This window comes from Streptomyces lienomycini (assembly GCF_027947595.1).
GTDB lineage: Bacteria > Actinomycetota > Actinomycetes > Streptomycetales > Streptomycetaceae > Streptomyces > Streptomyces lienomycini.
The window spans coordinates 954,800-980,172 of record NZ_CP116257.1 but is presented as its reverse complement, the minus strand read 5'-3'; the positions used below and the strand labels follow the sequence as shown (position 1 = coordinate 980,172).

25 protein-coding genes are annotated in these 25,373 nt (G+C 72.5%); 15 read left to right on the top strand and 10 right to left on the bottom strand.

The features are described 5' to 3' along the window. Positions 1-33 precede the first annotated feature (33 nt). Positions 34-858: a purine-nucleoside phosphorylase gene (locus BJ961_RS04690; RefSeq protein ID WP_271320033.1), complete on the top strand. Its 825-nt coding sequence runs from the start codon at positions 34-36 to the stop codon at positions 856-858. Between the two features lie 456 nt (positions 859-1,314). After that, positions 1,315-2,964: a phospho-sugar mutase gene (locus BJ961_RS04685; RefSeq protein ID WP_271320032.1), complete on the top strand. Its 1,650-nt coding sequence runs from the start codon at positions 1,315-1,317 to the stop codon at positions 2,962-2,964. 154 nt (positions 2,965-3,118) lie between these two features. Here BJ961_RS04685 and BJ961_RS04680 read toward each other — a convergent pair whose 3' ends face one another. Further along, positions 3,119-3,823: a PH domain-containing protein gene (locus BJ961_RS04680; protein WP_271320031.1), complete on the bottom strand. Its 705-nt coding sequence runs from the start codon at positions 3,821-3,823 to the stop codon at positions 3,119-3,121. Positions 3,824-3,936: 113 nt separating this feature from the next. Between BJ961_RS04680 and deoC the strand changes: the two genes are divergently transcribed. Genes deoC through BJ961_RS04665 form a run of 3 tightly spaced genes read left to right on the top strand, consistent with a single transcriptional unit; the run spans position 3,937 to position 7,263 of the window. Continuing rightward, positions 3,937-4,893, top strand: a complete 957-nt coding sequence (deoC, locus tag BJ961_RS04675) for a deoxyribose-phosphate aldolase (RefSeq protein ID WP_271320030.1) — start codon at positions 3,937-3,939, stop codon at positions 4,891-4,893. A 5-nt stretch (positions 4,894-4,898) separates the two neighbouring features. Further along, a complete protein-coding gene (locus BJ961_RS04670) occupies positions 4,899-6,377 on the top strand; it encodes an aldehyde dehydrogenase family protein (protein WP_271320028.1) in 1,479 nt (492 codons plus the stop codon). Then, positions 6,370-7,263, top strand: coding sequence for an aldehyde dehydrogenase family protein (locus BJ961_RS04665; protein WP_271320027.1), 894 nt, complete (start codon positions 6,370-6,372; stop codon positions 7,261-7,263). The genes BJ961_RS04670 and BJ961_RS04665 overlap by 8 nt, the downstream gene beginning before the upstream one ends. Before the next feature lie 61 nt (positions 7,264-7,324). On the opposite strand, the gene BJ961_RS04660 is transcribed toward BJ961_RS04665, so the two are convergent. Both BJ961_RS04660 and BJ961_RS04655 read right to left on the bottom strand, forming a co-directional pair. Then, entirely contained in the window at positions 7,325-9,352 is a 2,028-nt protein-coding gene (locus BJ961_RS04660) for a bifunctional serine/threonine-protein kinase/glutamate ABC transporter substrate-binding protein (RefSeq protein WP_271320026.1), read from the bottom strand. A gap of 172 nt (positions 9,353-9,524) precedes the next feature. Continuing rightward, the gene (locus BJ961_RS04655; RefSeq protein ID WP_271320025.1) at positions 9,525-9,929 is read right to left on the bottom strand and encodes a hypothetical protein; all 405 of its coding nucleotides are present in this window, start codon (positions 9,927-9,929) and stop codon (positions 9,525-9,527) included. Between the two features lie 158 nt (positions 9,930-10,087). On the opposite strand from BJ961_RS04655, the gene BJ961_RS04650 reads away from it, so the two are divergent. Continuing rightward, positions 10,088-10,723 carry a uridine kinase family protein gene (locus BJ961_RS04650; RefSeq protein WP_271320024.1) on the top strand — a complete coding sequence of 212 codons (636 nt, stop codon included), beginning with the start codon at positions 10,088-10,090 and terminating at the stop codon, positions 10,721-10,723. Positions 10,724-10,959: 236 nt separating this feature from the next. Here BJ961_RS04650 and BJ961_RS04645 read toward each other — a convergent pair whose 3' ends face one another. Continuing rightward, complete coding sequence (locus BJ961_RS04645) at positions 10,960-11,700, bottom strand: SigE family RNA polymerase sigma factor (protein ID WP_271320023.1); 741 nt, start codon at positions 11,698-11,700, stop codon at positions 10,960-10,962. A 210-nt stretch (positions 11,701-11,910) separates the two neighbouring features. Between BJ961_RS04645 and afsQ1 the strand changes: the two genes are divergently transcribed. From afsQ1 to BJ961_RS04620, 5 genes are all read left to right on the top strand, one after another. Beyond that, a complete protein-coding gene (gene afsQ1 / locus BJ961_RS04640; protein ID WP_271320022.1) occupies positions 11,911-12,588 on the top strand; it encodes a two-component system response regulator AfsQ1 in 678 nt (225 codons plus the stop codon). Next, positions 12,585-14,216 (top strand): sensor histidine kinase, encoded by a 1,632-nt coding sequence (locus BJ961_RS04635; RefSeq protein ID WP_271320021.1) that lies wholly within the window; start codon positions 12,585-12,587, stop codon positions 14,214-14,216. Before afsQ1 ends, BJ961_RS04635 begins: the two co-directional genes overlap by 4 nt. Then, complete coding sequence (locus tag BJ961_RS04630; protein WP_271320020.1) at positions 14,216-14,827, top strand: hypothetical protein; 612 nt, start codon at positions 14,216-14,218, stop codon at positions 14,825-14,827. The genes BJ961_RS04635 and BJ961_RS04630 overlap by 1 nt, the downstream gene beginning before the upstream one ends. A gap of 158 nt (positions 14,828-14,985) precedes the next feature. Beyond that, entirely contained in the window at positions 14,986-15,537 is a 552-nt protein-coding gene (locus tag BJ961_RS04625) for a VanZ family protein (protein ID WP_271320019.1), read from the top strand. Between the two features lie 95 nt (positions 15,538-15,632). Then, on the top strand, positions 15,633-15,836 hold the full coding sequence (locus tag BJ961_RS04620) for a PspC domain-containing protein (RefSeq protein ID WP_003974070.1): 204 nt from the start codon (positions 15,633-15,635) through the stop codon (positions 15,834-15,836). A gap of 86 nt (positions 15,837-15,922) precedes the next feature. Here BJ961_RS04620 and BJ961_RS04615 read toward each other — a convergent pair whose 3' ends face one another. Both BJ961_RS04615 and BJ961_RS04610 read right to left on the bottom strand, forming a co-directional pair. Then, positions 15,923-16,291, bottom strand: a complete 369-nt coding sequence (locus tag BJ961_RS04615; RefSeq protein ID WP_271320018.1) for an ATP-binding protein — start codon at positions 16,289-16,291, stop codon at positions 15,923-15,925. A gap of 138 nt (positions 16,292-16,429) precedes the next feature. Further along, complete coding sequence (locus BJ961_RS04610; protein WP_271320017.1) at positions 16,430-17,632, bottom strand: adenosine deaminase; 1,203 nt, start codon at positions 17,630-17,632, stop codon at positions 16,430-16,432. Positions 17,633-17,828: 196 nt separating this feature from the next. On the opposite strand from BJ961_RS04610, the gene BJ961_RS04605 reads away from it, so the two are divergent. Next, entirely contained in the window at positions 17,829-18,590 is a 762-nt protein-coding gene (locus BJ961_RS04605; RefSeq protein WP_271320016.1) for an alpha/beta hydrolase, read from the top strand. A 20-nt stretch (positions 18,591-18,610) separates the two neighbouring features. Here BJ961_RS04605 and BJ961_RS04600 read toward each other — a convergent pair whose 3' ends face one another. After that, positions 18,611-19,564 (bottom strand): LysR family transcriptional regulator, encoded by a 954-nt coding sequence (locus BJ961_RS04600; protein WP_271320015.1) that lies wholly within the window; start codon positions 19,562-19,564, stop codon positions 18,611-18,613. A gap of 63 nt (positions 19,565-19,627) precedes the next feature. Between BJ961_RS04600 and BJ961_RS04595 the strand changes: the two genes are divergently transcribed. Both BJ961_RS04595 and BJ961_RS04590 read left to right on the top strand, forming a co-directional pair. Beyond that, positions 19,628-20,935, top strand: coding sequence for an MFS transporter (locus tag BJ961_RS04595; protein ID WP_271320014.1), 1,308 nt, complete (start codon positions 19,628-19,630; stop codon positions 20,933-20,935). Positions 20,936-21,063: 128 nt separating this feature from the next. Then, a complete protein-coding gene (locus BJ961_RS04590; RefSeq protein WP_271320013.1) occupies positions 21,064-22,068 on the top strand; it encodes a sigma-70 family RNA polymerase sigma factor in 1,005 nt (334 codons plus the stop codon). Here the strand turns inward: BJ961_RS04590 and BJ961_RS04585 are convergent. Next, entirely contained in the window at positions 21,961-22,347 is a 387-nt protein-coding gene (locus BJ961_RS04585) for an STAS domain-containing protein (protein WP_271320012.1), read from the bottom strand. The genes BJ961_RS04590 and BJ961_RS04585 overlap by 108 nt on opposite strands. A gap of 143 nt (positions 22,348-22,490) precedes the next feature. Between BJ961_RS04585 and BJ961_RS04580 the strand changes: the two genes are divergently transcribed. Then, on the top strand, positions 22,491-23,411 hold the full coding sequence (locus BJ961_RS04580; RefSeq protein WP_271320011.1) for an AEC family transporter: 921 nt from the start codon (positions 22,491-22,493) through the stop codon (positions 23,409-23,411). A gap of 1 nt (position 23,412) precedes the next feature. Here the strand turns inward: BJ961_RS04580 and BJ961_RS04575 are convergent, their stop codons facing one another. Both BJ961_RS04575 and BJ961_RS04570 read right to left on the bottom strand, forming a co-directional pair. Further along, positions 23,413-23,997 (bottom strand): Uma2 family endonuclease, encoded by a 585-nt coding sequence (locus BJ961_RS04575; RefSeq protein WP_271320010.1) that lies wholly within the window; start codon positions 23,995-23,997, stop codon positions 23,413-23,415. Between the two features lie 96 nt (positions 23,998-24,093). Then, on the bottom strand, positions 24,094-25,371 hold the full coding sequence (locus tag BJ961_RS04570) for a thymidine phosphorylase (protein WP_271416964.1): 1,278 nt from the start codon (positions 25,369-25,371) through the stop codon (positions 24,094-24,096). Between the last annotated feature and the right edge of the window lie 2 nt (positions 25,372-25,373).

Here is a 25,373-nt window from a genome sequence, read left to right as displayed (position 1 = left end):
GCGCGTAGCCGCAAACCGGCTACCCTCTTCGGCGTGAACGCATCTCTTCTTCCGGACGACATCCAGGGCGACCCGTACGCCGCCGCCGACGCCGCCGCGGCCCGCCTGCGCGAACTCACCGGCGCCGAGACCCACGACGTCGCCCTCGTGATGGGCTCCGGCTGGGCACCGGCCGTGGACGCCCTGGGCGCCCCCGAGGCCGATCTCCAGGTCACCGACCTGCCGGGCTTCCCCAAGCCCGCAGTGGAGGGCCACGGCGGCAAGGTCCGCTCGTACTCCATCGGCGACAAGCGCGCGCTGGTCTTCTTGGGCCGCACCCATTACTACGAGGGCCACGGCGTGGCCGCCGTCTCCCACGGCGTCCGCACCGCCGTCGCCGCCGGCGCCAAGACGATCATCCTGACCAACGGCTGCGGCGGCCTGCGCGAGGGCATGCGCCCCGGCCAGCCGGTCCTGATCAGCGACCACATCAACCTCACCGCCACCTCCCCCATCGTCGGCGCCAATTTCGTCGACCTCACCGACCTCTACTCCCCCCGTCTGCGGGCCCTGTGCAAGGAGGTCGACGCCACCCTCGAGGAGGGCGTCTACGCCCAGTTCCCCGGCCCGCACTACGAGACCCCGGCCGAGATCCGCATGGCCCGCGTCATCGGGGCCGACCTGGTCGGCATGTCGACGGTCCTGGAGGCGATCGCCGCCCGCGAGGCCGGTGCGGAGGTCCTGGGCATCTCCCTGGTCACCAACCTCGCCGCCGGCATGACGGGCGAGCCCCTCAACCACGAGGAGGTCCTCCAGGCGGGCCGCGACTCCGCCACACGGATGGGCTCCCTGCTGACCCAGGTGCTGGGCCGCCTGTAAGCAGGCCGCCCAAGCGACGGCGGGAGAGCCGCGTACGGCGCGAAGCGGCACCGAAGAGGGGCGGGGAAAGCCGCGTACGGCGGTAAGGGGACGGGTCGGGGGGTGTCCGCCCGCAGCGGTTGGCGCGTCAACGCCACCCGCTTCTGTGGCCGACCGATTCCGCGCCGTTCCGAGGACGGACACCCCCGTCCCGGCCCCGACCCCCCACCGAACCCAAGGCGCTACCCGCACCCCCACCGAACCCGCACCAGGCGCCGCAGGCACCACCCGCACCCCACCCGCACCAGGCGCCGCAGGCACCCGCACCCCCACCAAACCCGCACAGGCGCCGCAGGCACCACGCGCCACCGACCGACCACCCGCACAAGCGCCGCAGGCACCACGCGCCACCGACCGACCACCCGCACAAGCGCCGCAGGCCCCCGCACCACCCCCACCCCCGAGAGGCAGACCGACGTGCACAACGCGCAAGACGACCTCCTCGCACGAGCCAGGGCATGGCTGGCCGAGGACCCCGACGCGGACACCCGCGCGGAACTCGCCCGCCTGATCGACACCGAGGACCTCGCCGAGCTCACCGCACGCTTCTCCGGGACACTCCAGTTCGGCACCGCGGGCCTGCGCGGCGAACTCGGCGCGGGCCCCCTGCGCATGAACCGCTCGGTCGTCATCCGCGCCGCCGCCGGCCTCGCGGCGTACCTCAAGGGTCAGGGCCACACCGACGGCCTGGTCGTCGTCGGCTACGACGCCCGCCACAAGTCCGAGGACTTCGCCCGCGACACCGCGGCGGTGATGACCGGCGCCGGCCTCAGGGCGGCCGTGCTCCCCCGCCCCCTCCCCACCCCCGTCCTCGCGTTCGCGATCCGGCACCTCGGCGCCGTGGCGGGCGTGGAGGTCACCGCCAGCCACAACCCGCCCCGCGACAACGGCTACAAGGTGTACCTCGGCGACGGCTCCCAGATCGTGCCCCCCGCCGACGCCGAGATCGCCGCGGAGATCGCCGCCGTACGCTCCCTGCACGACGTCCCCCGCCCGGATTCCGGCTGGCAGACCCTGGGCGACGACGTCCTCGACGCCTACCTCGCCCGCACGGACGCGGTCCTCGCCGAGAACTCCCCGCGCACCGCCCGCACGGTCTACACCGCGATGCACGGCGTCGGCAAGGACACCCTGCTCGCCGCCTTCGCCCGGGCCGGCTTCCCGCCGCCCGTCCTGGTCACCGAGCAGGCCGATCCCGACCCGGACTTCCCCACCGTCGCCTTCCCCAACCCGGAAGAGCCCGGCGCGATGGACCTCGCCTTCGCGCAGGCCCGCGCGACGGCCCCGGACCTGATCATCGCCAACGACCCGGACGCGGACCGCCTCGCGGTGGCCGTACCCGACGGCACGGACACCGCCGGCTGGCGCATGCTCCGCGGCGACGAGGTCGGCGCCCTCCTCGCCGCCCACCTGGTCGCCCGCGGAGCGCGGGGCACGTTCGCGGAGTCGATCGTGTCGTCGTCCCTGCTGGGCCGCATCGCCGAGAAGGCGGGCCTCCCGTACGAGGAGACCCTGACCGGCTTCAAGTGGATCGCCCGCGTGGAGAACATCCGCTACGGCTACGAGGAGGCCCTCGGCTACTGCGTCGACCCGGAGGGCGTCCGCGACAAGGACGGCATCACCGCGGCCCTCCTGATGACGGAACTGGCGTCCGTCCTCAAGGAGCGGGGCCGCACCCTCCTCGACCTCCTCGACGACATCGCCGTGGAGCACGGCCTGCACGCCACCGACCAGCTCTCGGTGCGCGTGGCGGACGTCTCGCTCATCGCCGCCGCGATGCACCGCCTGCGCGAGCAGCCTCCCCGGGACCTCGCCGGTCTGCCGGTCACGAAGGCGGAGGACCTCACCCGGGGCACGCAGACCCTGCCGCCCACGGACGGCCTGCGCTACACGCTCGACGGCGCCCGGGTGATCGTCCGCCCGAGCGGCACGGAGCCGAAGCTGAAGTGCTACCTGGAGGTGGTGGTCCCGGTCGCCGCCCGGACCGACCTCCCCGGAGCCCGGGCGAAGGCGACGGACCTGCTGGCGGCTCTCAAGCGCGACCTGTCGAGGTCGGCCGGCATCTGACCGGCAACGGCACGCGCGCCCACGGGGGGAGCCCCTCCGAAAACGGGGGCACCCCCAACAGGCGTGCCCCCCGGACCGCCGCGGGGCCGGGGGCAGGAGCCGCCCTCCTCGCGCCCCCGGCCCCCGTGCCCGTGCCCGCGGCCCGCGCCCCCGCTCACCCGACCCCGAGCAGCACCGCCAGCGCCACCGCTCCCACGGCCACCGGCACGACGATCTCGTAGGCCCACCGCACCGTCACCCCGCCGCCCTTCGACGCCTCGGCGTCCCGTCGCGTCTCCAGCAGCTCGCGCAGCTCGTCCATGACCTTGTCGGTCTCGGCCCGCACCGGCCCCTCCGCCTCGGCGGCGGCCGACCCGGCGCCTCCGCCGCGTCCACCGAACTGGCCGTACCCGCCGAGGACGCCGCCGCGCCTGCGGCCGCCACCGCCCGCGGCCCGCCGGTCCTCCTGCCGTGCGGCCCGCTTGCGGCCGCGCAGCGAGACGGGGATGGCCCACAGCTGGTACTTCTCACCGGACTCGGTGACGACCTCGTTGGAGTAGGCGGACCGGAACGTCGCCACTTCCGCCCAGGGGAGCACGATCACCCGGAACGGGTTGCGCACCCGCAGCCGGTCGTCCCCGGCGAAGACGGCGGGCCGCACGGTGTAGGCGGCGACGAGCGGCACGAGGAACAGCAGCGCCGCGAGCGCCTTCCAGCGTGTGTCCTCCTCCCCCACGACCAGGGCGTCGATGCCCAGCCAGAGGGCGAGGGCGAGCACCAGTACGCCTCCGGCGATGCCCGCGGGCGACCGGTAGGCGCGGTCCCTGGACACGGGTTCCGGCGACTGCGGCGAGGGGGACTGGGGCTCCGGGGTCGTCATGCTGCCGATTGTGCCCGACCGGGCGGCGGACGCTCACAGGCGGGCCGGTCCGGGGAAACGAGCGCGGAGGACTGTACAGCCGCTACGCGCGTAGATATGCTCGCCTGGTGAGCATGCCCACCACTGAACCGCCATTCGCCCTCGCGGACGTCACCGCGTCCGACAGCACGCTGCGCCGCTTCCTGCACGGGCTGCCCGGCGTCGACCCGGTCGGCCTGGAGACGCGTGCCGCCTCCCTCGGCACCCGTTCCATCAAGACCACCGCGAAGGCGTACGCCCTCGACCTGGCCATCTCGATGGTCGACCTGACGACGCTGGAAGGCGCGGACACCCCGGGCAAGGTCCGGGCGCTCGGCGCGAAGGCGGTCGGCCCCGACCCGACCGACCGCACGGCACCGTCCACGGCGGCCGTCTGCGTGTACCCCGACATGGTGCCCGCGGCGAAGGAGGCCGTGGCCGGCTCCGGCGTGAAGGTCGCCTCGGTGGCCACCGCCTTCCCGGCGGGCCGCGCCTCGCTCGCCGTCAAGCTGGCCGACGTGCGCGAGGCCGTGGCGGCGGGCGCGGACGAGGTCGACATGGTCATCGACCGCGGCGCGTTCCTCGCGGGGCGGTATTCGAAGGTGTACGAGGAGATCACCGCCGTACGCGAGGCCTGCGGCACGTCGGCCCGTCTGAAGGTCATCTTCGAGACCGGCGAGTTGTCGACGTACGACAACATCCGCCGCGCGAGCTGGCTCGGCATGCTGGCCGGCGCGGACTTCATCAAGACGTCCACGGGCAAGGTCGCGGTCAACGCCACGCCCGCGAACACGCTCCTCATGCTGGAGGCGGTCCGCGACTTCCGCGCGCAGACCGGCGTGCAGGTCGGTGTGAAGCCGGCCGGCGGCATCCGGACCGCGAAGGACGCGATCAAGTTCCTGGTCCTGGTCAACGAGACCGCGGGCGGGGACTGGCTGGACAACCACTGGTTCCGCTTCGGCGCCTCCTCGCTGCTGAACGACCTGCTGATGCAGCGCCAGAAGCTGGCCACAGGCCGTTACTCCGGCCCCGACTACGTGACGGTGGACTGATCACCATGGCACCCGAATCCGCACCCACACCCGCGTCCGCACCCGCATCCGCATCCGCGTTCGAGTACGCCCCGGCTCCCGAGTCCCGCGCGGTCGTCGACATCGCACCGTCCTACGGTCTGTTCATCGACGGCGAGTTCACCGAGGCGGCCGACGGCAAGGTCTTCAAGACGGTCTCCCCGTCCACCGAGGAGGTCCTCTCCGAGGTGGCCGAGGCCGGTGAGGCGGACGTCGACCGCGCCGTCAAGGCCGCCCGCAAGGCGTTCGAGAAGTGGTCGGCGCTGCCCGGCGCGGAGCGCGCGAAGTACCTCTTCCGCATCGCCCGGATCATCCAGGAACGCAGCCGTGAGCTGGCCGTCCTGGAGACCCTGGACAACGGCAAGCCGATCAGGGAGACCCGCGACGCGGACCTCCCCCTGGTGGCGGCGCACTTCTTCTACTACGCGGGCTGGGCCGACAAACTGGACCACGCGGGCTACGGCGCCGCCCCCCGCCCCCTCGGCGTCGCGGGCCAGGTCATCCCGTGGAACTTCCCGCTCCTGATGCTGGCGTGGAAGATCGCCCCGGCGCTCGCGACGGGCAACACGGTGGTCCTGAAGCCCGCCGAGACGACCCCCCTCTCCGCCCTGTTCTTCGCGGACATCTGCCGCCAGGCCGGGCTGCCCAAGGGCGTCGTCAACATCATCACCGGTGACGGCCACGCCGGCGCCGCGCTGACCGCCCACCCCGACGTGAACAAGGTCGCCTTCACGGGCTCCACGGCCGTCGGCAAGCAGATCGCGCGCACGGTGGCGGGCACCCGCAAGAAGCTCACCCTGGAGCTGGGCGGCAAGGGCGCCAACATCGTCTTCGACGACGCCCCGATCGACCAGGCGGTGGAGGGCATCGTCACCGGCATCTTCTTCAACCAGGGCCAGGTCTGCTGCGCGGGCAGCCGTCTCCTGGTCCAGGAGTCGATCCACGACGAGCTGCTGGACTCCCTGAAGCGCCGCCTGGGCACCCTGCGTCTGGGCGACCCCCTGGACAAGAACACGGACATCGGCGCGATCAACTCCGCCGAGCAGCTGGCCCGTATCACCGCCCTCGCCAACCGGGGCGAGGCGGAGGGCGCCGAGCGCTGGTCCCCGGCCTGCGAGCTGCCCTCCTCCGGCTACTGGTTCGCGCCGACGCTGTTCACGAACGTCACCCAGGCGCACACGGTGGCCCGCGACGAGATCTTCGGCCCGGTCCTGTCCGTGCTGACCTTCCGCACGCCGGACGAGGCGGTCGCCAAGGCCAACAACACCCCGTACGGCCTGTCGGCGGGCATCTGGACGGAGAAGGGCTCGCGCATCCTGGCGGTCGCGAACAAGCTCCGCGCGGGTGTGATCTGGTCCAACACGTTCAACAAGTTCGACCCGACGTCGCCGTTCGGCGGCTACAAGGAGTCGGGCTTCGGCCGCGAGGGCGGCCGCCACGGCCTGGAGGCGTACCTCGATGTCTGAGCGACTCAGTGTCCTGAAGACCTACAAGCTGTACGTGGGCGGGAAGTTCCCGCGTTCCGAGAGCGGCCGGGTGTACGAGGTGACCGACGCAAAGGGCAAGTGGCTGGCGAACGCCCCCCTCTCCTCCCGCAAGGACGCCCGTGACGCGGTGGTCGCCGCACGCAAGGCGTTCGGCGGCTGGTCGGGCGCGACGGCGTACAACCGCGGCCAGATCCTCTACCGCGTCGCGGAGATGCTGGAGGGCCGCCGCGACCAGTACGTCGGGGAGGTCGCCGACGCGGAGGGCCTGTCGAAGGCGAAGGCCGCGGCGCAGGTGGACGCCGCGATCGACCGCTGGGTCTGGTACGCGGGCTGGACCGACAAGATCGCCCAGGTGGTCGGCGGCGGCAACCCGGTCGCGGGCCCGTTCTTCAACCTGTCCTCCCCGGAGCCGACGGGCGTCGTCGCCGTCCTGGCGCCGCAGGAGTCGTCGTTCCTGGGCCTGGTCTCGGTGATCGCCCCGGTGATCGCGACGGGCAACACGGCGGTCGTGGTGGCGTCGGAGAAGTCCCCTCTGCCGGCCCTGTCCCTGGGCGAGGTGCTGGCCACCTCCGACCTCCCCGGCGGTGTGGTCAACATCCTCTCTGGCCGTACGGCGGAGATCGCCGCCCCGCTCGCCGCCCACCAGGACGTCAACGCGATCGACCTCGCGGGCGCCGACGAGACTCTGGCCAAGGAGCTGGAGATCGCAGCCGCCGACAACCTCAAGCGCGTCCTGCGTCCACAGCCTGTGGACAACACCGACTGGTCGCCGACCCCGGGCACGGACCGCATGACGGCGTTCCTGGAGACGAAGACGGTCTGGCACCCGACGGGCGCGCTGGGCGCGTCGGGTTCGTCGTACTGACCGGCACCGACAGGGCCGCGGTTCCTCCCCGTCCGGGGGAGCCGCGGCCCGCCGAGGTCGCTCACTCACCCGAGCACGGCATCAGTTCCGGCTTCCTCGGCGCGGTCTTCCGTCCCGTCAGTGGGGCCAGATCCTTCATATACATGTCCGACCACTCCTTCCCGGCCAGGATTTCCCGGAGCCCCGAGCACACCTTGCTCTTCAGGAGAGGGTCGCCCTTCCGCATCGCCACCCCGTAGGGTTCCGTGCCCGCGCCGCTGGGCAGCAGTTTCAGATGCGCCGGGTCGTCCTGGGCGTACCCGGCGAGAAGGACGTCGTCCGAGGCGACCGCGTACACGCTCGACCGCTTGTCCAGCAGCCTTTCCACGCACTCCTTGTAGGTGTCGGGCTGCCACTTCCCGGTGGTGTACCCCTCCTTCCGCAACCGGTCCGCGTACGTGGAGTCCCGTGCCGTGCACACCTCGACCTGGTTCTTCTCCACGTCGACGGCTTCGTCGAGGTCGTACTTCGCGGAGTTCTTGCGCACGAGGAGGCTGCTGCCCGCCTTGTAGTAGGGGCCGACGAAGCTGATGCCGTCCCGCTTCTCGCGGGCGGGGGTCATGCTGTACGAGGCGATGACCAGGTCCACTTCCCCGTTCTTCAGCTTGCTCGCCCGGTTGGCCGTGGTCACCCCGTAGAAGTCGACCTGTTCCCTGTCGTAGCCCAGTTCGTCGGCGAGGGAGTAGGCGATGTCGACGTCGAATCCGCTCCACACGCCGGTGTCCTCGTCGTAGAAGCTCAGCCCCGGCTGATCCTCCTTGGCACCGATGGTCAGCCGCTTCTTCGCGTCCTTCCACTGCTCCCACGCCTTCTCGGCGTCGCCCGCGGCGGGTCCCTGCCCCTGGGCACCGGAGGCGTCGTCCTGCTTGCCCCCGGAGCCGCTCTGCGAGAGGAGCCAGCCGCCCCCGGCGAGCAGAGCGACGCACGCCGCGGTCGCCGCCACCTTCCAGCCCCGGAACCGGCCGCGGCCCCCGCGCGACGCTGTCGGCGACGACTCGGGGGGAGCACCTGCGAAAGGAGCGCCTTCGTCGGGGCGGCCTTCGGGGGAGGACGCGGCGGGTGCCGGTGCGGCCGCCGTCGGCGCGGGTCGGGGCACGGGCGGCGTGGGGCGGGCCGGGGCCGGCTGTGCGGGGGTGGTGGCCCGCGCGGGGGCCGGCGTGCCCGGGTCCGCGAGGACTTCCCTGAGCATCGCCTCCGTCGAGGCCGCGTCCAGCCGGCTGCCCGGGTCCGTGGCCAGCAGCCCCTGGATGACGGGGCCGAGGGGTCCGGCGTACCGGAGCACGGGGTCGGGCGACTGCTGGATGTTCGCCTGCACCTCCCAGACCTCGTGGCCGCCGAAGGGCAGGCGTCCCTCGACCATCTCGTACAGGGTGACGCCCAGCGCCCACAGGTCGGAGGCGGACGTGGGGCCGGGGGAGGCGGGGGCGAAGAGTTCGGGCGCCAGGTAGGGAGGGGTGCCGATGATGCCGCCGTACCGGGTGACCCGGTCCGCGCCCTCGAAGGTGGCGATGCCGAAGTCCACCAGCACCACCTGGCCGCCGTCCCGCACCAGTACGTTGCCCGGTTTGACGTCGCGGTGCAGGACCGACGCCTCGTGGACCGCCCGCAGGCCCTGGGCCATCTGGAGGGCGATGTCCGCGGCCCTGGGCACGCCGAGGACCCCGTCGCCGCGCAACAGGTCGGCCAGCGACCGCCCCTCCAGCAGCTTCATCACGATCCAGACCTGGTCGGCGGTCTCGATCTGGTCGTGGACGGTCACCACGTTCTGGTGCTCGATCTTGGCGAGCGCCTCCGCCTCCCGACGGGCCCGCTGCATCGCGTCCTTCTGCGTGTCCGGGGTCGTGGCCCTGCGGTCGAGGAGCCCCTTCACCGCGACGAAGCGTCGCAGCCGCCGGTCGTGGGCCTTCCAGACCTCGCCCATCCCGCCGCTGCCGATCGGCTCCAGCAGCTCGTAACGGCCCTCGATCACCATGCGGGGGGCGAGAGAACGATCCTCGGGATGCCCGTCGGCGCTGCCACCGGTCCCGTTGATTCCGTCGTCGTTGTGCACACGGCCCCCCTGGCACGTCTTGCGCGAAACGTGGATCACCACAGATTAGACGGCCCCCGGGCCGCCTTGTAGCGTCGTCGCCCACCTCCGCCGGACAGCCTGGACCACCCTCGTCGCCAGGGGGCCGCGACCTCCCTCTCGGAGGATCGCGGCCCGGCGTTCGCGGACTGCCTCAGCGCAGCAGCTCCGTCACCTGCCCCACCACCGGCACGGCGCCCAGCGACTGCGCCTGGGCGACCGGCCCCGTCAGTGCCGTCGACGTCAGGGGCTGGAAGTCGGCGATCTTCGTGCCGACGCCGTTGTCCAGCGGGTCGACGCCGGTGCCGGCCAGCGGGTTGGGCTTGAGGTCGGCGACCGGGCCGGTGACGTAGCCGACCATGCCGGTCACCGCCTGGACGCCCGCCTGCGGGTCGATGTTGCCCAGCGAGGTGGGGCGGGTGTGGGCCAGGCCGGCGATCGTTTCGCCGCCGTCCGCGGAAGCCGTGGCCGCTCCTGCCGCCAGGGCGGCCCCGGCGGTCGCGAGGGCGACCAGGGCGCGCTGTGCGTGCGGGGTGCGGGGGGACGCGTGTCGGGCCATCGGTGCTGCCACCTCTTGGTGTGGAGTGCTGTGGACTGCCCTGACAACAGTGCGGACCGTGATCAGGTCACCGCACGGCGCCTTCGAGATGTGACGCGCGCTGCAAAGTCCACCCACGGGGTCTACGACAGGCGTTCGATGCCTCAGACTGGTGTCCCGTGAGCTCCCATCCGCCCATACCGACGCGAGTCGTGCTGCTCTGCGGCCCTTCCGGCTCCGGCAAGTCCCTCCTCGCCGCCCGCTCCGGCCTTCCGGTGCTGCGCCTCGACGACTTCTACAAGGAGGGCACCGACCCGACGCTGCCGACGGTGGCGCAGAGCTCCGACATCGACTGGGACCATCCCGCGTCGTGGGACGCGGACGCGGCGGTCGCCGCCATCGGGGAGTTGTGCCGCACGGGCCGCACGAACGTGCCCGTGTACGACCTCTCGCTGAGCGCCCGCACCGGCGAGGACGCGGTGGACATCGGACGGACCCCGCTGTTCCTCGCCGAGGGCATCTTCGCCGCGGAACTGGTGACGCGCTGCCGGGAACTGGGCGTGCTGGCCGACGCGCTGTGCCTGAGCCGCGGCCCGCTGACGACCTTCCGGCGGCGCTTCGCCCGGGACCTGCGCGAGGGCCGCAAGTCCGTGCCGTTCCTGCTGCGCAGGGGTTGGCGGCTGATGCGGCAGGAGCGGTCGGTCATCGCCCGGCAGACGGCCCTGGGCGCCCACGCCTGCGACCGGGACGAGGCGATGGGACGGCTGGCCGCCGCGGCGGCGGGCCGGTGCGCCGGCGCCCGTACGGCGGCGTGAGGGCGCGGCGCCGTGTCCGGCCGCACACGCGGAAGCGGGACTGGACGGACCCCCGGCCCTCCAGTCCCGCTTCCCTTTCCACTCCCCCGTGGATCCCCCGTGATCCCCGTTCCCCCGTGTTCCCCCGTGGTGCTTCCCCGTGAGTAAGAGTCCGAGCCCGCCCCCGTGATACACCCCGGCTCGAACTTTTTTCTCGGGGCCCCTCCCCCTCGGGCCCGCCTGCTCGGCCCGTACCTTCAGGCGACCAGTTCGCCGAAGGCGTCCTCCTGGTCACGGCCGAAGCTGAGGACCTCGTCCTCGCGCAGCCGGCGCAGCGAGCGCCAGATGCTGGACTTCACCGTGCCGACACTGATGTCGAGGATGTCCGCGATCTCCGGGTCCGTGCGGCCCTCGTAGTAGCGCAGGACCAGCATGGTGCGCTGGAGTTCGGACAGCCGGGCCAGCGCCTGCCACAGGACGGTGCGCAGCTCGGTGCCGCGCATCGCGTCCATGTCGCCGGGCCTCTCCGGCAGTTCCTCGGTCGGGTACTCGTTGAGCTTGCGGCGCCGCCAGGCGCTGATGTGCAGGTTGGTCATGGTGCGGCGCAGGTAGCCCCCGACCGCCGCCTTGTCACTGATCCGGTCCCACGCCCGGTACGTCGAGAACAGTGCGCTCTGCAGCAGGTCCTCGGCCTCGAAGCGGTCGCCGGTGAGGTGGTAGGCGGTGGCGTACAGGGAGGAGCGGCGCTCCTGGACATAGGCGGTGAACTCCGCCTCCGACAGGGACCGCCGCTCCCCCCGGTCCCCCTCGTTCCTCGTTGCCCCCGTGTCCCCCGTGTTCGCGTCGACCACCGTCATGTACGCGGTGTGCTGACGCCCGGTGCCGCGAGCGCACCCCCGCCCGCTCACGGCACCGGACTTCTCGGAACCCCGGTGTGCGTGCACGTCGTGCAGACGCGTGACCACTGCGCTGGTGTTGGTGCCCTTCAGCGTGTTCATCTCGCGCCCCCCGTCGTGGACTTCCGGTGTTGCCTGTGACGAAAAGCTTGCCCCGGCGACTTCATGGCCGTGTCCGCCGACTGTCACAGAGCTGTCACAGGGGTCCGTCACGGCCGCAGCACCGTTCCTTCACAGGGTCCGGCGGCGTGGCGGGGCCCCATCCGCACCCACAGGTCGAACACCCACCCCCTCATGGGCCAGAATGAGCGGGTGCCTTCCCTGTTGCTGATCGAGGACGACGACGCCATCCGTACGGCCCTGGAGCTCTCCCTGACCCGCCAGGGCCACCGGGTGGCCACTGCTGCCAGCGGTGAGGACGGTCTGAAGCTGTTGCGCGAGCAGCGGCCGGACCTGATCGTGCTGGACGTGATGCTGCCCGGCATCGACGGTTTCGAGGTGTGCCGTCGCGTCCGGCGCACCGACCAGTTGCCGATCATCCTGCTGACCGCGCGCAACGACGACATCGACGTGGTCGTCGGTCTGGAGTCGGGCGCCGACGACTACGTCGTCAAACCCGTCCAGGGCCGGGTGCTCGACGCCCGGATCCGGGCCGTGCTGCGGCGCGGGGAACGGGAGTCGACCGACTCGGCGAGCTTCGGCAGCCTGGTCATCGACCGTTCCGCGATGACGGTGACGAAGAACGGCGAGGACCTCCAGCTCACGCCGACCGAGCTGCGGCTGCTCCTCGAACTGAGCCGCCGGCCGGGACAGGCGCTGTCCCGGCAGCAGTTGCTGCGGCTGGTGTGGGAGCACGACTACCTCGGTGACTCCCGGCTGGTGGACGCCTGCGTCCAGCGGCTGCGCGCCAAGGTCGAGGACGTGCCGTCGTCCCCGACCCTGATCCGTACCGTGCGCGGTGTCGGCTACCGGCTGGATCCGCCTCAGTGACCAAGGAACACCAGGGGGGGTTGCGCGGCTGGGCCGCGGCTCGCAAGGGAGTCTGGTCCTGGCTGCGCTTCACCAGTCTGCGTCTCAGGCTCGTCCTCGTCTTCGGTCTGGTCGCGCTCACCGCCGCCGTGTCCGCGTCCGGCATCGCCTACTGGCTGAACCGGGAGGCGGTGCTCACCCGTACCCAGGACGCCGTGCTGCGCGGCTTCGAGCAGGAGATGCAGAACCGGGCGGGCGCGCTGCCCGAGCACCCCACGCAGGACGAGTTGCAGCACACGGCGGGGCAGATGGCCAACAGCAGCCAGCGCTTCTCGGTGCTGCTGGTCGCCGAGAAGGCCGGCGGCGGCGCCGTGTACGGCAGTTCCGGCGGCCTGGGCGGCTTCGCGCTGTCCGACGTGCCCGAGTCGCTGCGTGGGGCGGTGAACAAGGAGCAGAAGGTCACCTCGGCCAACAAGCAGCCGTACCACCTGTACTGGCAGCGGATCACCGACGACGGCACTCCGTACCTGGTGGCGGGCACGAAGGTGATCGGCGGCGGGCCGACCGGCTACATGCTCAAGTCGCTGGAACCGGAGGCCAAGGACCTGAACTCGCTCGCCTGGTCGCTGGGGATCGCCACCGCGGTCGCCCTGCTCGGCTCGGCGCTGCTCGCGCAGGCCCTGGCGACGACCGTGCTGAAGCCCGTACACCGGCTCGGGGTCGCGGCGCGACGGCTGGGCGAGGGGAAGCTGGACACCCGGCTGCGCGTCTCGGGCACCGACGAACTCGCCGATCTGTCCCGGACGTTCAACAGCGCCGCCGAGGCGCTGGAGAAGCGGGTGGCCGACATGGCCGGCCGTGAGCAGGCGTCGCGGCGCTTCGTCGCGGACATGAGCCACGAGCTGCGTACCCCGCTGACGGCGCTCACCGCGGTGACGGAGGTGCTGGAGGAGGAGCTGGAGTTCGCGAGCGAGGGCGAGGGCGGGAGTTTCGATCCGATGGTCGAGCCCGCCGTGCGGCTGGTGGTGAGCGAGACCCGGCGGCTGAACGACCTGGTGGAGAACCTGATGGAGGTCACCCGCTTCGACGCGGGCACCGCCCGCCTCGTCCTGGACGACGTCGACGTCGTCGACCAGATCACCGCCTGCATCGACGCCCGGGCCTGGCTGGACGCCGTCGAGCTGGACGCCGAGCGCGGCATCCACGCCCGCCTGGACCCGCGCCGCCTGGACGTCATCCTCGCCAACCTGATCGGCAACGCGCTCAAGCACGGCGGGTCGCCGGTGCGGGTGTCGGTGTCGCGGGCGGACGACGAGATCGTCATCCGGGTGCGGGACAACGGTCCGGGCATCCCCGAGGACGTCCTGCCGCACGTCTTCGACCGCTTCTACAAGGCGAGCGCCTCCCGGCCGCGCTCCGAGGGCAGCGGGCTCGGCCTGTCCATCGCCCTGGAGAACGCGCACATCCACGGCGGTCGGATATCCGCCGAGAACTCCCCGGGGGGCGGTGCGGTCTTCACGCTGTGGCTGCCCCAGGACCCGTCCCCGCCCGCCGAGGGGGACGGCGCGGGCGCCGGGTCCCCCGGAGACGCCCCGGGGGACGGCAGCAAGGACACGGTCAGGGGCAAGGACGCGAAGGGACAGGTCTGATGACCGTACGCCGTCTGCCGGCCCTCTCCGGGCTCGTAGTACTGGCCGCGCTGCTGACCGGGTGCGGCATCCGCGCCACGGAGGTTCCGACGGACTACGGTCCCGCGCCCTCGCGGGTGCGCTGCTCGCTCACCGAGCCGGACGCGTCGGCGGGGGCCGCGCCCGGTCTGCCGGCGCGGGTGTTCCTGCTGTGCGGCTCGTCGCTGGTGGCCGTGGACCGCACGGTGCGGGTGCCGGGCGGCGCCACGGACTCCGGGCGGCGGGTCCTGGTGGCCCAGGGGCTGCTGAACGAGCTGGCGGAGCAGCCGTCGGCCGCGGAGAAGGAGGCCGGGTACACGTCGGACGTGCGCCGCGGGATCACCGTGACCGGACCGCGCTCCGGCGAGCCGGAGGACACGCTGCGGCTGAGCACCGCTCCCGACGACCTCACCTCGTACGCCCTCGCGCAGGTCGTGTGCACCTTCTCGGACTCCGCCGCGGCCGAGGGGGACGGCTCCGTCGTCCTGGCCGGTCCCGCGGACCGGTCGGCCCGCCGCTACACCTGTACGGACGAGGTCCGGGCCCGGCCCGGGAGCAACGAACCGCCGTCCGCCGAGGTCGCGGGCGGCTGACGGGCGGTTGACGGCCCACCGACGGGCCGCGGCCGGGCGCACACCGCCGGGCCGGGCGGGGTGCGCCGGGGAGTGGCGCGAGGGCCGTGTGGCGCAAGCCTCACCCTTGCGGGGCGGCGGCCGGAACCGCGCGCGGCGCGGGCCGCGTCTAGGGGGACGTGCAGCGTCATGGGTTCCTCGGCGGCAGCGCCGCGCTCCGCATCCGTGTGACAGGAAGCGTTCTCCTGGTCGCACATCTCGCGTTCGTCTCCTGGTACGCGCTGCGGCCACTGGACGTCCCGTGGGTGCTGCCGCCCAATGTGCAGCCGTTCGCGGGGATCCGCGCCGACCTGGCGCTGGGCGGTCGCGAGGCGGTGCGTTCGCTCGGCGGTGGACTCGCGCTGCTGGCGCCGCTCGGTGTTCTGCTGCCGATGGCCGGCGGGCGGCTGTACGTCTCGCCGCTGGCCTCCCTGCTGCGCACCACGGCCGCGGGCATCCTGCTGTCGCTGGGCATCGAGCTGCTGCAGACCGGGGTGCCGGGCCAGGTCGTCGACATCGACTCGGTGCTGCTGAACACGGTGGGGGTGGCCGTCGCGCACCTCGCCGTCGTCCCGGCGGGCCGGGCCCGGGTCCGTCGCTGGTACCGGGCGGCCGGTCGGGAAGACGTACCCCAGGAGGAGCCCGCTCAGGGTCGGACCCCGACGATTCCCAGGGTCGGTATCGCCCCGTAGAGCGACGCTTTGTTCCGTTCGTCTCCGTAGCGTGGAGGGCAGATGAAGGGGAAGCCGGAGGGCAGCCCCACCCACACGCTCACGAAGGAGCCGCGATGTCCAGCCTCGCCCGCCCCACCCACGGCCGCATGATCGGCGGAGTGTGCGCCGCGCTGGCCCGGCGCTTCGGCACCTCCGCAGGCACGATGCGGGTGATCTTCCTGGTCTCCTGCCTGCTGCCCGGCCCGCAGTTCCTGCTCTACCTGGCCCTGTGGATCCTGCTCCCGTCCGAGGAGAAGGCCGCCCGCACGGCCTGGTGACGGTCGCACCACCCCTCTGGTACACCGATGGGGCGCACCCGGCGACACCGGGTGCGCCCCATCGACGCTTGGGGGGAAGGCGCGGGTCAGCCGCCGAGGGGGAGGCCGTTGACCGGCAGGCCCTTGGTGGGCAGCGACTGCACCGGTACGCCGCCGAGCAGCTTGGCGACCGGCTCGGTCGGGCCGTCGGCGAGCTGTTCCGCGACCACCTGCTCGACGACCGGCTGCGCGACGGTCAGACCGGTGTGGGAGATCCTGCGGCCCTGCTCCAGCAGGTTGCCCGCGCCGGGCGCCACCTGGGAGACGGTCTCCGCGGGGAGGGTGCGGGCGACGGAGTCCACCGTCTGCGCGGTGTCCGGGAGTCCGGGGGCCGCGGTGGCCGCGCCCGCGCCGGCGGCGGCGAAGGCGGCACCGAGGGCGGCGACACCGAGGGTCTTGGCAGCAGACTGCTTCATGGAATTGCGTCCTCGTAATGGGGTGACGGGGAGGTGAGCGGTCCTTGACCGTAAACACGCCCCACCCCCGACGCAAACATCGAAATGCGGACGGATGGTGAAATCCCGTTCGCGTTCCGTATGACCGTCGACCGGCACTCAGTCCATGATCTCCGAAGAACCGCTGGTGGAGGCCGTCTGCTGGAACAGCCATTCGGACTTCAGCTCCGCATATCCGGGCTTGATCACGTCATTGATCATGGCCAGTCGTTCATCGAAAGGAATGAACGCTGATTTCATCGCATTGACGGAGAACCACTGCATGTCGTCGAGCGTGTAACCGAACGCCTCGACAAGGTGCTCGAATTCCTGGCTCAGGCTGGTGTGGGACATCAGCCGGTTGTCGGTACTGACGGTGGCCCGGAAGTGCAGCCGGCGCAGCAGTCCGATGGGATGCTCGGCGTAGGAGTCGGCGGCGCCCGTCTGGAGGTTGGAGCTGGGGCACAGTTCCAGCGGGATCCGCTTGTCGCGGACGTAGGAGGCGAGCCGTCCGAGCTTGACCGAGCCGTCCTCGTGGACCTGGATGTCGTCGATGATGCGCACCCCGTGCCCGAGCCGGTCGGCGCCGCACCACTGCAGGGCCTGCCAGATGGACGGCAGCCCGAAGGCCTCGCCGGCGTGGATGGTGAAGTGGTTGTTCTCCCGCTTCAGGTACTCGAAGGCGTCCAGGTGCCGGGTGGGCGGGTAGCCGGCCTCGGCGCCGGCGATGTCGAAGCCGACGACGCCGAGATCGCGGTAGCGGTTGGCGAGTTCGGCGATCTCCAGGGAGCGGGCGGCGTGCCGCATCGCGGTGAGCAGGGCGCCGACCCGGATGCGGTGGCCGTTGTCCCGGGCACGCCGCTCCCCTTGCCGGAACCCCTCGTTGACGGCCTCGACGACCTCCTCGAGGGTCAGCCCCCGCTCCAGGTGCTGCTCGGGGGCATACCGCACCTCGGCGTAGACGACGCCGTCCTCGGCGAGGTCCTCGGCGCACTCGGCGGCGACCCGGACCAGGGCGTCGCGGGTCTGCATGACGCCGACGGTGTGGGAGAAGGTCTCCAGGTACCGCTCCAGCGAACCGGAGTCGGCGGCCTGCCGGAACCAGTCGCCGAGCCGGTCGGCGTCGGTCTCGGGCAGACCCGCGTAACCGGTCGCCGCCGCCAGTTCGACGACCGTGCCCGGGCGCAGCCCGCCGTCGAGGTGGTCGTGCAGCAGAACCTTCGGCGCCCGGCGGATCCGGTCCGGCGACGGTGTTTTCGAGACCGTCGCGCTGTTCGTCGCGGTGTTCGCCGCCGCGCTCTTCTCGGTGCTCTGGCTCGTCATTTCCGCACTCTAACTCCTACGCGCGTAGAACACCGGGTGAATGGCCGGACCCGCACGGACCCGGCCGTACGGTCGCATTCGGCACCGCGGGCGGTGCACGGACTCGGTGTACGGACTCGGTGTACGGACTCCCCGATATGTAACGGTGACTGCGCGGACGGGTTCCGTACACCCGGTCTTCTGAGAATCTTCTGTCATGGCACAGCAAGCGACGCCGGTCCGTCGGGCCCGGCTGGGGCGGACGCCCGGCCCCGAGGGGACGGCGGTGAGCGGCGTGGTGCTGCTGCTCCCCGGGGGCGACGAGGTCTCCGACCGCAGGCCCTCCACGCTGCTCGCGTCCGCGTCCGTACGGGCGTTGGGGCGCAGGCTGGCGCGCGCGGGGCGGGAGGAGGGCCTGGCCACGCACGTCGTGCACTACCGCTACCGCGGCTGGAACGGCGCCGAGGCCCATCTCGCCCGGGACGCCGAATGGGCCGCCGACGAGACCGTACGGCGCTACGGCGACGTGCCCGTCTGCCTGCTCGGCACGGGCATGGGCGGCCGGGCGGCCCTGCGCGCGGCGGGGCACGAGGCCGTCACGTCGGTGCTGGCGATCGCCCCCTGGCTGCCGGAGGAGGACGTGGCCGCGCCGCCCGAACCGGTGCGGCAGCTCGCCGGGCGGCAGGTGCTGATCGTGCACGGCACGAACGACGGGCGCAGTGACCCGGAGTTGTCGTTCCGGCTGGCTTCACGGGCGAAGAAGGCGAACCGCGGCGTGTGCCGGTTCGAGGTGCACTCCGACGGTCACGGGCTGCGCCAGTACCGGGACGAAGTGGCGGCTCTGGCCGAGGACTTCGTGATGGGTGTGCTGTTCGGGCAGTCCTTCTCGCGTCCGGTGGAGGACGCCCTGGCCGCTCCCCCGCCCCTGGGGCTGCGGATGCCGCTCGCGGTGGGGTTCGGGAAGTCGTTGCGGCGGTAGGGCGCGGGCCCGCCCCGGTTTCAGGACGGCAGCAGGTTGCCCCGCCGGGACAGCAGGAACTGCTTGAAGGCCGCCACCGGCGGTGTGTCCGTACGGCCCGCCAGCCAGGCCACGCCGATCTCGCGGGCGGCGCGCGGGGCCGTGACCGTCAGTTCGACCACGCCGGGGCGGGGCACGGCGGGCGGCGGCAGCAGGGCGACGCCGAGTCCGGCCGCGACCAGACCGCGCAGTGTCTCCGCCTCCTCGCCCTCGAAGGCGACCTTGGGCCGGAACCCGGCCTCCTTGCACAGGGCGTCGGTGATGCGGCGCAGGCCGTAGCCGGGCTCCAGGGTCACGAAGTTCTCGTCGGCGGCCTCGGCGAGGCGGATGCGCCTGCGTCCGGCCAGGGCGTGGTCGGCCGGGACGACCAGGCGCAGTTTCTGCTCGTCGAGGCGGCGGGCGACCAGGTCGGGCGCGTCGGGCACCGGGGAGGTCAGGCACAGGTCCAGCTCCCCCGCGCGCAGCCGTTCCAGCATCGCCTCGCCGTAGTTCTGGACGAGGCTGAAGCGGACGCGCGGATGGTCGGCGCGGAAGGCGTGCAGCAGGCCGGGGACCGTCTCGGCGCCCATGGTGTGCAGGAAGCCGAAGGCGACCTTGCCGGTGGCCGGGTCGGCGTCGGCGCGGACCTCGTCGGCGGCGCGCTCGACCTCGGCCAGGGCGCGTTCGACGGAGCCGAGGAAGGTGCGTCCGGCGACGGTCAGCGCGAGGGTGCGGCCGCGGCGGACGAACAGGTCGACGCCGAGGTCCTGCTCCAGGCGGACGAGGGCGCGCGACAGCGTGGACTGGGGGACGTTCATCTCCTGGGCGGCGCGGGTGACGTGCTCGGTGCGGGCCACGCCGGCGAAGTGCGCGAGGCGGGGCGCGAGCAGCGCGACGATGTCTTCTGTGTCACCGGACGGTGACAGGCGGGGCCGTGAGCTTTGCTGATGCACCATGGGAACGATTATGGCCATTCCATGCATTGGACGGATGAGTAAGGGGCTTCGTACCTTCGTCGCATGACTCCCGCCGATACCGGGGCGTCCACCAGCGTGGACGCCGCGACCGCAGTCGCCGCCCCCGACGCCCCCGACACCGCGGACTCGCGCATGGCACCGGGCGGCCCCGGCTACCGCCGGATGAGCTTCGCGCTGTTCTTGGCGGGTGTCGCGACCTTCGCGCTCCTCTACTCCACCCAGGCCCTGCTGCCGCTGATCTCGGGCGACCTGGGCGTCACGGCGAGCGACGCGAGCTGGACGGTGGCCGCCGCGACCGGGGGCCTCGCGGTGTTCGTGCTGCCGATGAGCGCGCTGTCGGAGCGGTTCGGGCGGCGTACGGTCATGACGGCGTCGCTGGCGGTGGCGGTGACCGTCGGGCTGCTGGTGCCGTTCGCCCCGTCGCTGCCGGCGCTGGTCGCGCTGCGGGCGGTGCAGGGAGCGGCGCTCGCCGGGCTGCCGGCCTCGGCGACGGCGTACCTCGCGGAGGAGGTGCGGCCGCGTGCGCTGGTCACCGCGATCGGCCTGTTCGTGGCGGGCAACAGCGTGGGCGGGATGAGCGGCCGGATCATCACCGGCTGGGTCGCCCAGGAGTGGGGCTGGCGGATCGCCGTCGGGGTCGTCGGCCTCGTCGCGGTGGGGTGCGCGGTGGCCTTCCGGATGCTGCTGCCGGCGCCGAAGCACTTCACACCGGGCTCGCTGCGCCCGCGCGTCCTGCTCCGCACGGTGCGCGACCACCTCGCCAACCCGCTGCTGCGGCGCCTGTACGCGATCGGCGCGCTGTTCATGACGGTCTTCGGCGGCGTGTACACGGTGATCGGATACCGCCTGGCGGAGGCGCCGTTCTCGCTGCCGCAGGGCCTCATCGGCTCGATCTTCCTGGTCTACCTGGTCGGCACGGTCTCGGCGTCGACGGCGGGCCGTCTGGTGGGCCGCCTCGGCCGCCGCGGGGCGCTCTACCTGGGCGCGGGGACGACGGCGGCGGGTCTGCTGCTGTCCCTGGCGCCGTCGCTGCCGCTGGTCCTGCTGGGGCTCGTACTGATCACGGCGGGCTTCTTCGCCGGGCACGCGGTGGCCTCCTCGGCGGTCGGCAAGACCGCCCAGCACGGGCGGGCCCAGGCCTCGGCGCTGTACCAGTCCGCCTACTACGTGGGCTCCAGCGCGGGCAGTACGGTCGGCGCGGTGGCCTTCCACTCGGGCGGCTGGGCCGGGACGGTCGCGGTGGGGGTGTTCGCGGTGCTGGGCGTCGTGGTGATCACGGTCGCCGGTTCGCTGGCCGCCCGCCGGCAGGTCGGGGACGCTCCGGTGAAGGTGCTGGGCCTGTCCCGCTGAGGCTCCGCGCCCCCTCTCCGACCTGCTGTTTCATTGACTGCACAGGCCATTGTCAGTCCCCTGCGGTAGCTTCCGAAGTGCGAGGCGCGAAGACGCGCACGACGGGACGCCACAGGGGTGGGTGGACGATGACCAACGGCACCGTGACGACGGAGCTGGACTCCGCGCTGGAGAAGCACCGGCCCGAGCTGACGGGGTACTGCTACCGGATGCTCGGCTCCTCCTTCGAGGCCGAGGACGCGGTGCAGGACACCCTGGTGCGCGCCTGGCGGAGCTACGACAAGTTCGAGGGCCGCTCCAGCCTGCGCTCCTGGCTGTACCGGATCGCGACCAACGTCTGCCTGGACATGCTGAGCGCGGGCAACAAGCGGGCGCGTCCGATGGATCTGACGGACTCGACGCCGCTCGCCCAGGCCGCGCTGTCCCCCCGTCCGGACCACACCTGGCTGGAGCCGATGCCGGACGCCCGCGTGCTGCCGCAGACCGCCGACCCGGCCGAGGCCGCCGTCGCCAAGGAGTCGGTGCGGCTCGCCTTCATGGCCGCCCTTCAGCAGCTGCCGCCCAAGCAGCGGGCGGTGCTGATCCTGCGCGAGGTGCTGGCGTGGAAGGCGAGCGAGGTCGCCGAGCTGCTCGGCACGTCGGTGGCCTCCGTGAACAGCGCCCTGCAGCGCGCCCGCGCGACGCTCGCCGAGCGGGCGGACCGGGGGTCCGACGCCGCGGTGTCGGACCCGTTGGACGAGGAGCAGCAGAAGCTCCTGGAGCGCTACGTCGCGGCCTTCGAGGGCTACGACATGACGGCGCTGACGGCGCTGTTGCACGAGGACGCGGTCATGACGATGCCGCCGTTCGACCTGTGGCTGGCCGGTCCCGCGGACATCACCGGTTTCATGACGACGCTCGGCGCGGCGTGCGCGGGCTCCCGGCTGCTGCGGGTGGAGGCCAACGGACTGCCGGCCTTCGCGCACTACAAGCCGGACCCGGAGGCGGGCGGCTTCGCGCCGTGGGCGGTCCAGGTGCTGGAGATCTCAGCCGGCCGCATCACCGGGTTCCACTGCTTCCTGGACACCAAGCGGTGGTTCCCGCTGTTCGACCTGCCGCTCCGTCTCGAAGCGGAGGCCGACGAAGCCCAGTAGGGAGTGCAGGGCCGGGTCGGCATCGCGCAGCCGGATGCGGCCCCCGGCCCGCCGGGCGGTGAGTTCCAGCCGGGCCAGCAGGTCGACGACGGCGAGGCCCGGCGGCCCGAGACCGCCGACGTCGCAGACGACCACCCCGGCCCGGGTGGTCTCCAGCAGTGCGCGAACCTCGTCGCAGAGCCGGGGCGTCTCCCCGCGGGAGACGGGCCCCGGCAGCACGAGTACGGCGGGTGTCACGGCGTCCACGTGCGGTAGACCGGGCGGACCCGCGGAAGTCATCGGCGGCGGGGCCGTCGGGGATCACATTGACCGGCGCATGCCTTCCCGCAGAGGGTGGGCCGCGTGCACCACATATCCCCGCTCTCCCCACTCCCCGCCTCCGCGCCGTCCGGCGTCCGCCTTCCCGCCGGGGAGGGAGCGCCGTGCAGGGGGTGCTGACCGGGTTCGCGGTCATCGCGGTGGTCATCGGCGTCGGCTACGTCCTCGGCCTGCGCGGTCATCTCGGCCCCCAGGGCCGGGAGGTGCTGACCAGGCTCGCCTTCCACGTGGCCTCCCCCGCCCTGCTGTTCACCACGCTCGCGACGGCCGACCTGTCGGTGGTCTTCTCCGCCCGGCTCCTGGTGACGGCCCTGTCCACGCTGGCGGTGGCGGGCGCGTTCGTCGCGGTCGGCGTCGTACGCGGCTGGGGCGTGGGCCGTACGACGATCGGCGCGCTGTGCTCCGGCTACGTCAACTCCGGCAACCTCGGCATCCCGATCGCCGTGTACGTGCTGGGCGACGCCTCGCTGGTGGCGCCGGTGCTGCTGTTCCAGCTGGTGCTGGTGACTCCGGTGGCGGTGACGATCCTGGACCTGTCGGGCGGGGGCGCGCGGGGCCCGCTGTGGCGGCGGCTGCTGACGCCGCTGCGCAATCCGATCGCGCTGGGTTCGCTGGCCGGGGTCGCGGTCGCCGCGAGCGGTCTGGAGGTGCCGGACGCGGTCATGGACCCGGTGACGCTGATCGGCAACATGTCGGTCCCGGCGGTGCTGCTGGCCTTCGGCATCGGCCTGTGCGGCTCCACGATGCCGCTGCGGGGCGTGGAACGGCGGCCGGTGCTGCTCGCGGTCGCGCTGAAGGCGTTCGGTCAGCCCGCGGTGGCCTGGGCACTGGCGTCGGGGGTCTTCGGACTGCGGGGCGCCCAACTGCTCGACGTGGTGGTGACGTCGGCGCTGCCGGCCGCGCAGAACCTGTACACGTACGCGTCGACCTACGGGGTGGGCGAGCGCCTGGCCCGGGACGCGATCCTGGTGTCGACGGTGGTGTCGGTGCCGGTGCTGGTGGGGGTGGCGGCGGTGCTGGGGTGAGTCAGGCCTCGGGGAACTCGCTGGTGTCGATGGTCAGGTCGAAGGGATCGGGGAGGGTGAGGGGATCTCCGAACTTCGCGGCGCTCAGCACCCGGTAGACGTCACCCTTCGGTTCGCCGTAGAGCGTCGCCGTGGGGCCGCCGGGGGCCCAGCGGTCGACGAGGAGGTAGAGCGGGATCCCCGCGGTGGCGTAGGCGGCGGGCTTGCTGATGCGGTCGTGCCGAGCGTTGGACTTGGAGGTGACCTCGACGACGAGTTCTGCCAAGGCGGCGGGGATGTGGGTGCCGGACTCCGTGTGATCAGGCAGCTGTGCCACCACGATGTCCGGAATGAGCATCCCCAAGCGGGACGGAACAGAGATCGCCAAAGTCTGGAAAACCTCCCAATCCTCGGGGATCACCGAGAGCAAGCGCCGATGGATGCGCGCGGCGATGACGTTGTGAGGCAGTCCAGGAGCAGGTGACACGGTGACGATCCCCTCGATGATCTCCACCTTGCTGCCCTCGGGCCAATCCATCTCCTCCCAGAACCGGACGAGGTCGTCCCAGTTCTGGTCGGGCTCCTGGCTCACGGTGAGTGCGCTCATGGCGGTTCTCCTATCGGTGCGTCACCGATCCCAGCATGCCGAACGGGACCGGTACTGGTCTACCGGTCCCGTTCACCCGAATGAGGAAATACCAGGTCAGGCGATACGTTCCCGCACCACCGGCGAGGCGGTGAAGGCCGTTCCCGCCGGGGCCACGTCGTACGCGCCCTCCACCGCCGCCAGCGCGTACGCGAAGCGGTCCGGGGTGTCCGTGTGGAGGGTGAGGAGGGGCTGGCCCTCGGTGACCGTGTCGCCGGGCTTGGCGTGGAGTTCGACGCCCGCGGCGGCCTGCACCGGGTCCTCCTTGCGGGCGCGGCCCGCGCCCAGGCGCCAGGCGGCGACGCCGATGTCGTAGGCGTCGAGGCGGGTCAGGACGCCGGAGGCGCCCGCCTTCACCACGTGCTGCTCCTTCGACGTGGGCAGCGCCGCGTCCGGGTCGCCGCCCTGGGCCGCGATCATCCGGCGCCAGACGTCCATCGCGGAGCCGTCGGCCAGCGCCTTCGCCGGGTCGGCGTCCTTGAGGCCCGCCGCGTCGAGCATCTCGCGGGCCAGGGCGAGGGTCAGCTCGACCACGTCGGAGGGGCCGCCGCCGGCCAGGACCTCGACCGACTCGCGGACCTCCAGGGCGTTGCCCGCGGTGAGGCCGAGGGGGGTGGCCATGTCGGTGAGGAGCGCGACGGTCCGCACGCCGTGGTCGGTGCCGAGGCCGACCATCGTGGAGGCCAGCTCGCGCGCGTCCTCGATCGTCTTCATGAAGGCGCCGGAGCCCACCTTCACGTCCAGGACCAGCGAGCCGGTCCCCTCGGCGATCTTCTTCGACATGATGGAGGAGGCGATCAGCGGGATCGCCTCGACCGTGCCCGTGACGTCCCGGAGGGCGTAGAGCTTCTTGTCGGCGGGCGCGAGACCGTCGCCCGCCGCGCAGATCACCGCGCCGGTGGTGTCCAGGACGTCCAGCATCTCCTCGTTGGAGAGGAGGGCACGCCAGCCCGGGATCGACTCCAGCTTGTCGAGCGTGCCGCCGGTGTGGCCGAGGCCGCGGCCGGAGAGCTGCGGGACGGCCGCGCCGCACGCCGCCACCAGGGGGGCGAGCGGCAGGGTGATCTTGTCGCCGACGCCGCCCGTGGAGTGCTTGTCGGCGGTCGGGCGGGACAGGGACGAGAAGTCCATGCGCTCGCCGGAGGCGATCATCGCCGCCGTCCAGCGGGCGATCTCGCCGCGGTTCATGCCGTTGAGCAGGATCGCCATCGCGAGCGACGCCATCTGCTCGTCGGCCACCTCACCGCGCGTGTAGGCGTCGATGACCCAGTCGATCTGCTCGCCGCCGAGTTCGCCGCGGTCCCGCTTGGTGCGGATGACGGAGATGACGTCCATGG

Excerpts from the sequence above, each read along its gene's own strand:
- BJ961_RS04680 (WP_271320031.1), bottom strand. The coding sequence starts at position 3,823 with ATGACGACCCCGGAGCCCCAGTCCCCCTCGCCGCAGTCGCCGGAACCC.
- deoC (WP_271320030.1), top strand. The coding sequence starts at position 3,937 with ATGCCCACCACTGAACCGCCATTCGCCCTCGCGGACGTCACCGCGTCC.
- BJ961_RS04670 (WP_271320028.1), top strand. The coding sequence starts at position 4,899 with ATGGCACCCGAATCCGCACCCACACCCGCGTCCGCACCCGCATCCGCA.
- BJ961_RS04665 (WP_271320027.1), top strand. The coding sequence starts at position 6,370 with ATGTCTGAGCGACTCAGTGTCCTGAAGACCTACAAGCTGTACGTGGGC.
- BJ961_RS04655 (WP_271320025.1), bottom strand. The coding sequence starts at position 9,929 with ATGGCCCGACACGCGTCCCCCCGCACCCCGCACGCACAGCGCGCCCTG.
- BJ961_RS04645 (WP_271320023.1), bottom strand. The coding sequence starts at position 11,700 with ATGAACACGCTGAAGGGCACCAACACCAGCGCAGTGGTCACGCGTCTG.
- BJ961_RS04630 (WP_271320020.1), top strand. The coding sequence starts at position 14,216 with ATGACCGTACGCCGTCTGCCGGCCCTCTCCGGGCTCGTAGTACTGGCC.
- BJ961_RS04620 (WP_003974070.1), top strand. The coding sequence starts at position 15,633 with ATGTCCAGCCTCGCCCGCCCCACCCACGGCCGCATGATCGGCGGAGTG.
- BJ961_RS04615 (WP_271320018.1), bottom strand. The coding sequence starts at position 16,291 with ATGAAGCAGTCTGCTGCCAAGACCCTCGGTGTCGCCGCCCTCGGTGCC.
- BJ961_RS04610 (WP_271320017.1), bottom strand. The coding sequence starts at position 17,632 with ATGACGAGCCAGAGCACCGAGAAGAGCGCGGCGGCGAACACCGCGACG.
- BJ961_RS04605 (WP_271320016.1), top strand. The coding sequence starts at position 17,829 with ATGGCACAGCAAGCGACGCCGGTCCGTCGGGCCCGGCTGGGGCGGACG.
- BJ961_RS04600 (WP_271320015.1), bottom strand. The coding sequence starts at position 19,564 with ATGGTGCATCAGCAAAGCTCACGGCCCCGCCTGTCACCGTCCGGTGAC.
- BJ961_RS04595 (WP_271320014.1), top strand. The coding sequence starts at position 19,628 with ATGACTCCCGCCGATACCGGGGCGTCCACCAGCGTGGACGCCGCGACC.
- BJ961_RS04590 (WP_271320013.1), top strand. The coding sequence starts at position 21,064 with ATGACCAACGGCACCGTGACGACGGAGCTGGACTCCGCGCTGGAGAAG.
- BJ961_RS04585 (WP_271320012.1), bottom strand. The coding sequence starts at position 22,347 with ATGACTTCCGCGGGTCCGCCCGGTCTACCGCACGTGGACGCCGTGACA.
- BJ961_RS04575 (WP_271320010.1), bottom strand. The coding sequence starts at position 23,997 with ATGAGCGCACTCACCGTGAGCCAGGAGCCCGACCAGAACTGGGACGAC.
- BJ961_RS04570 (WP_271416964.1), bottom strand. The coding sequence starts at position 25,371 with ATGGACGTCATCTCCGTCATCCGCACCAAGCGGGACCGCGGCGAACTC.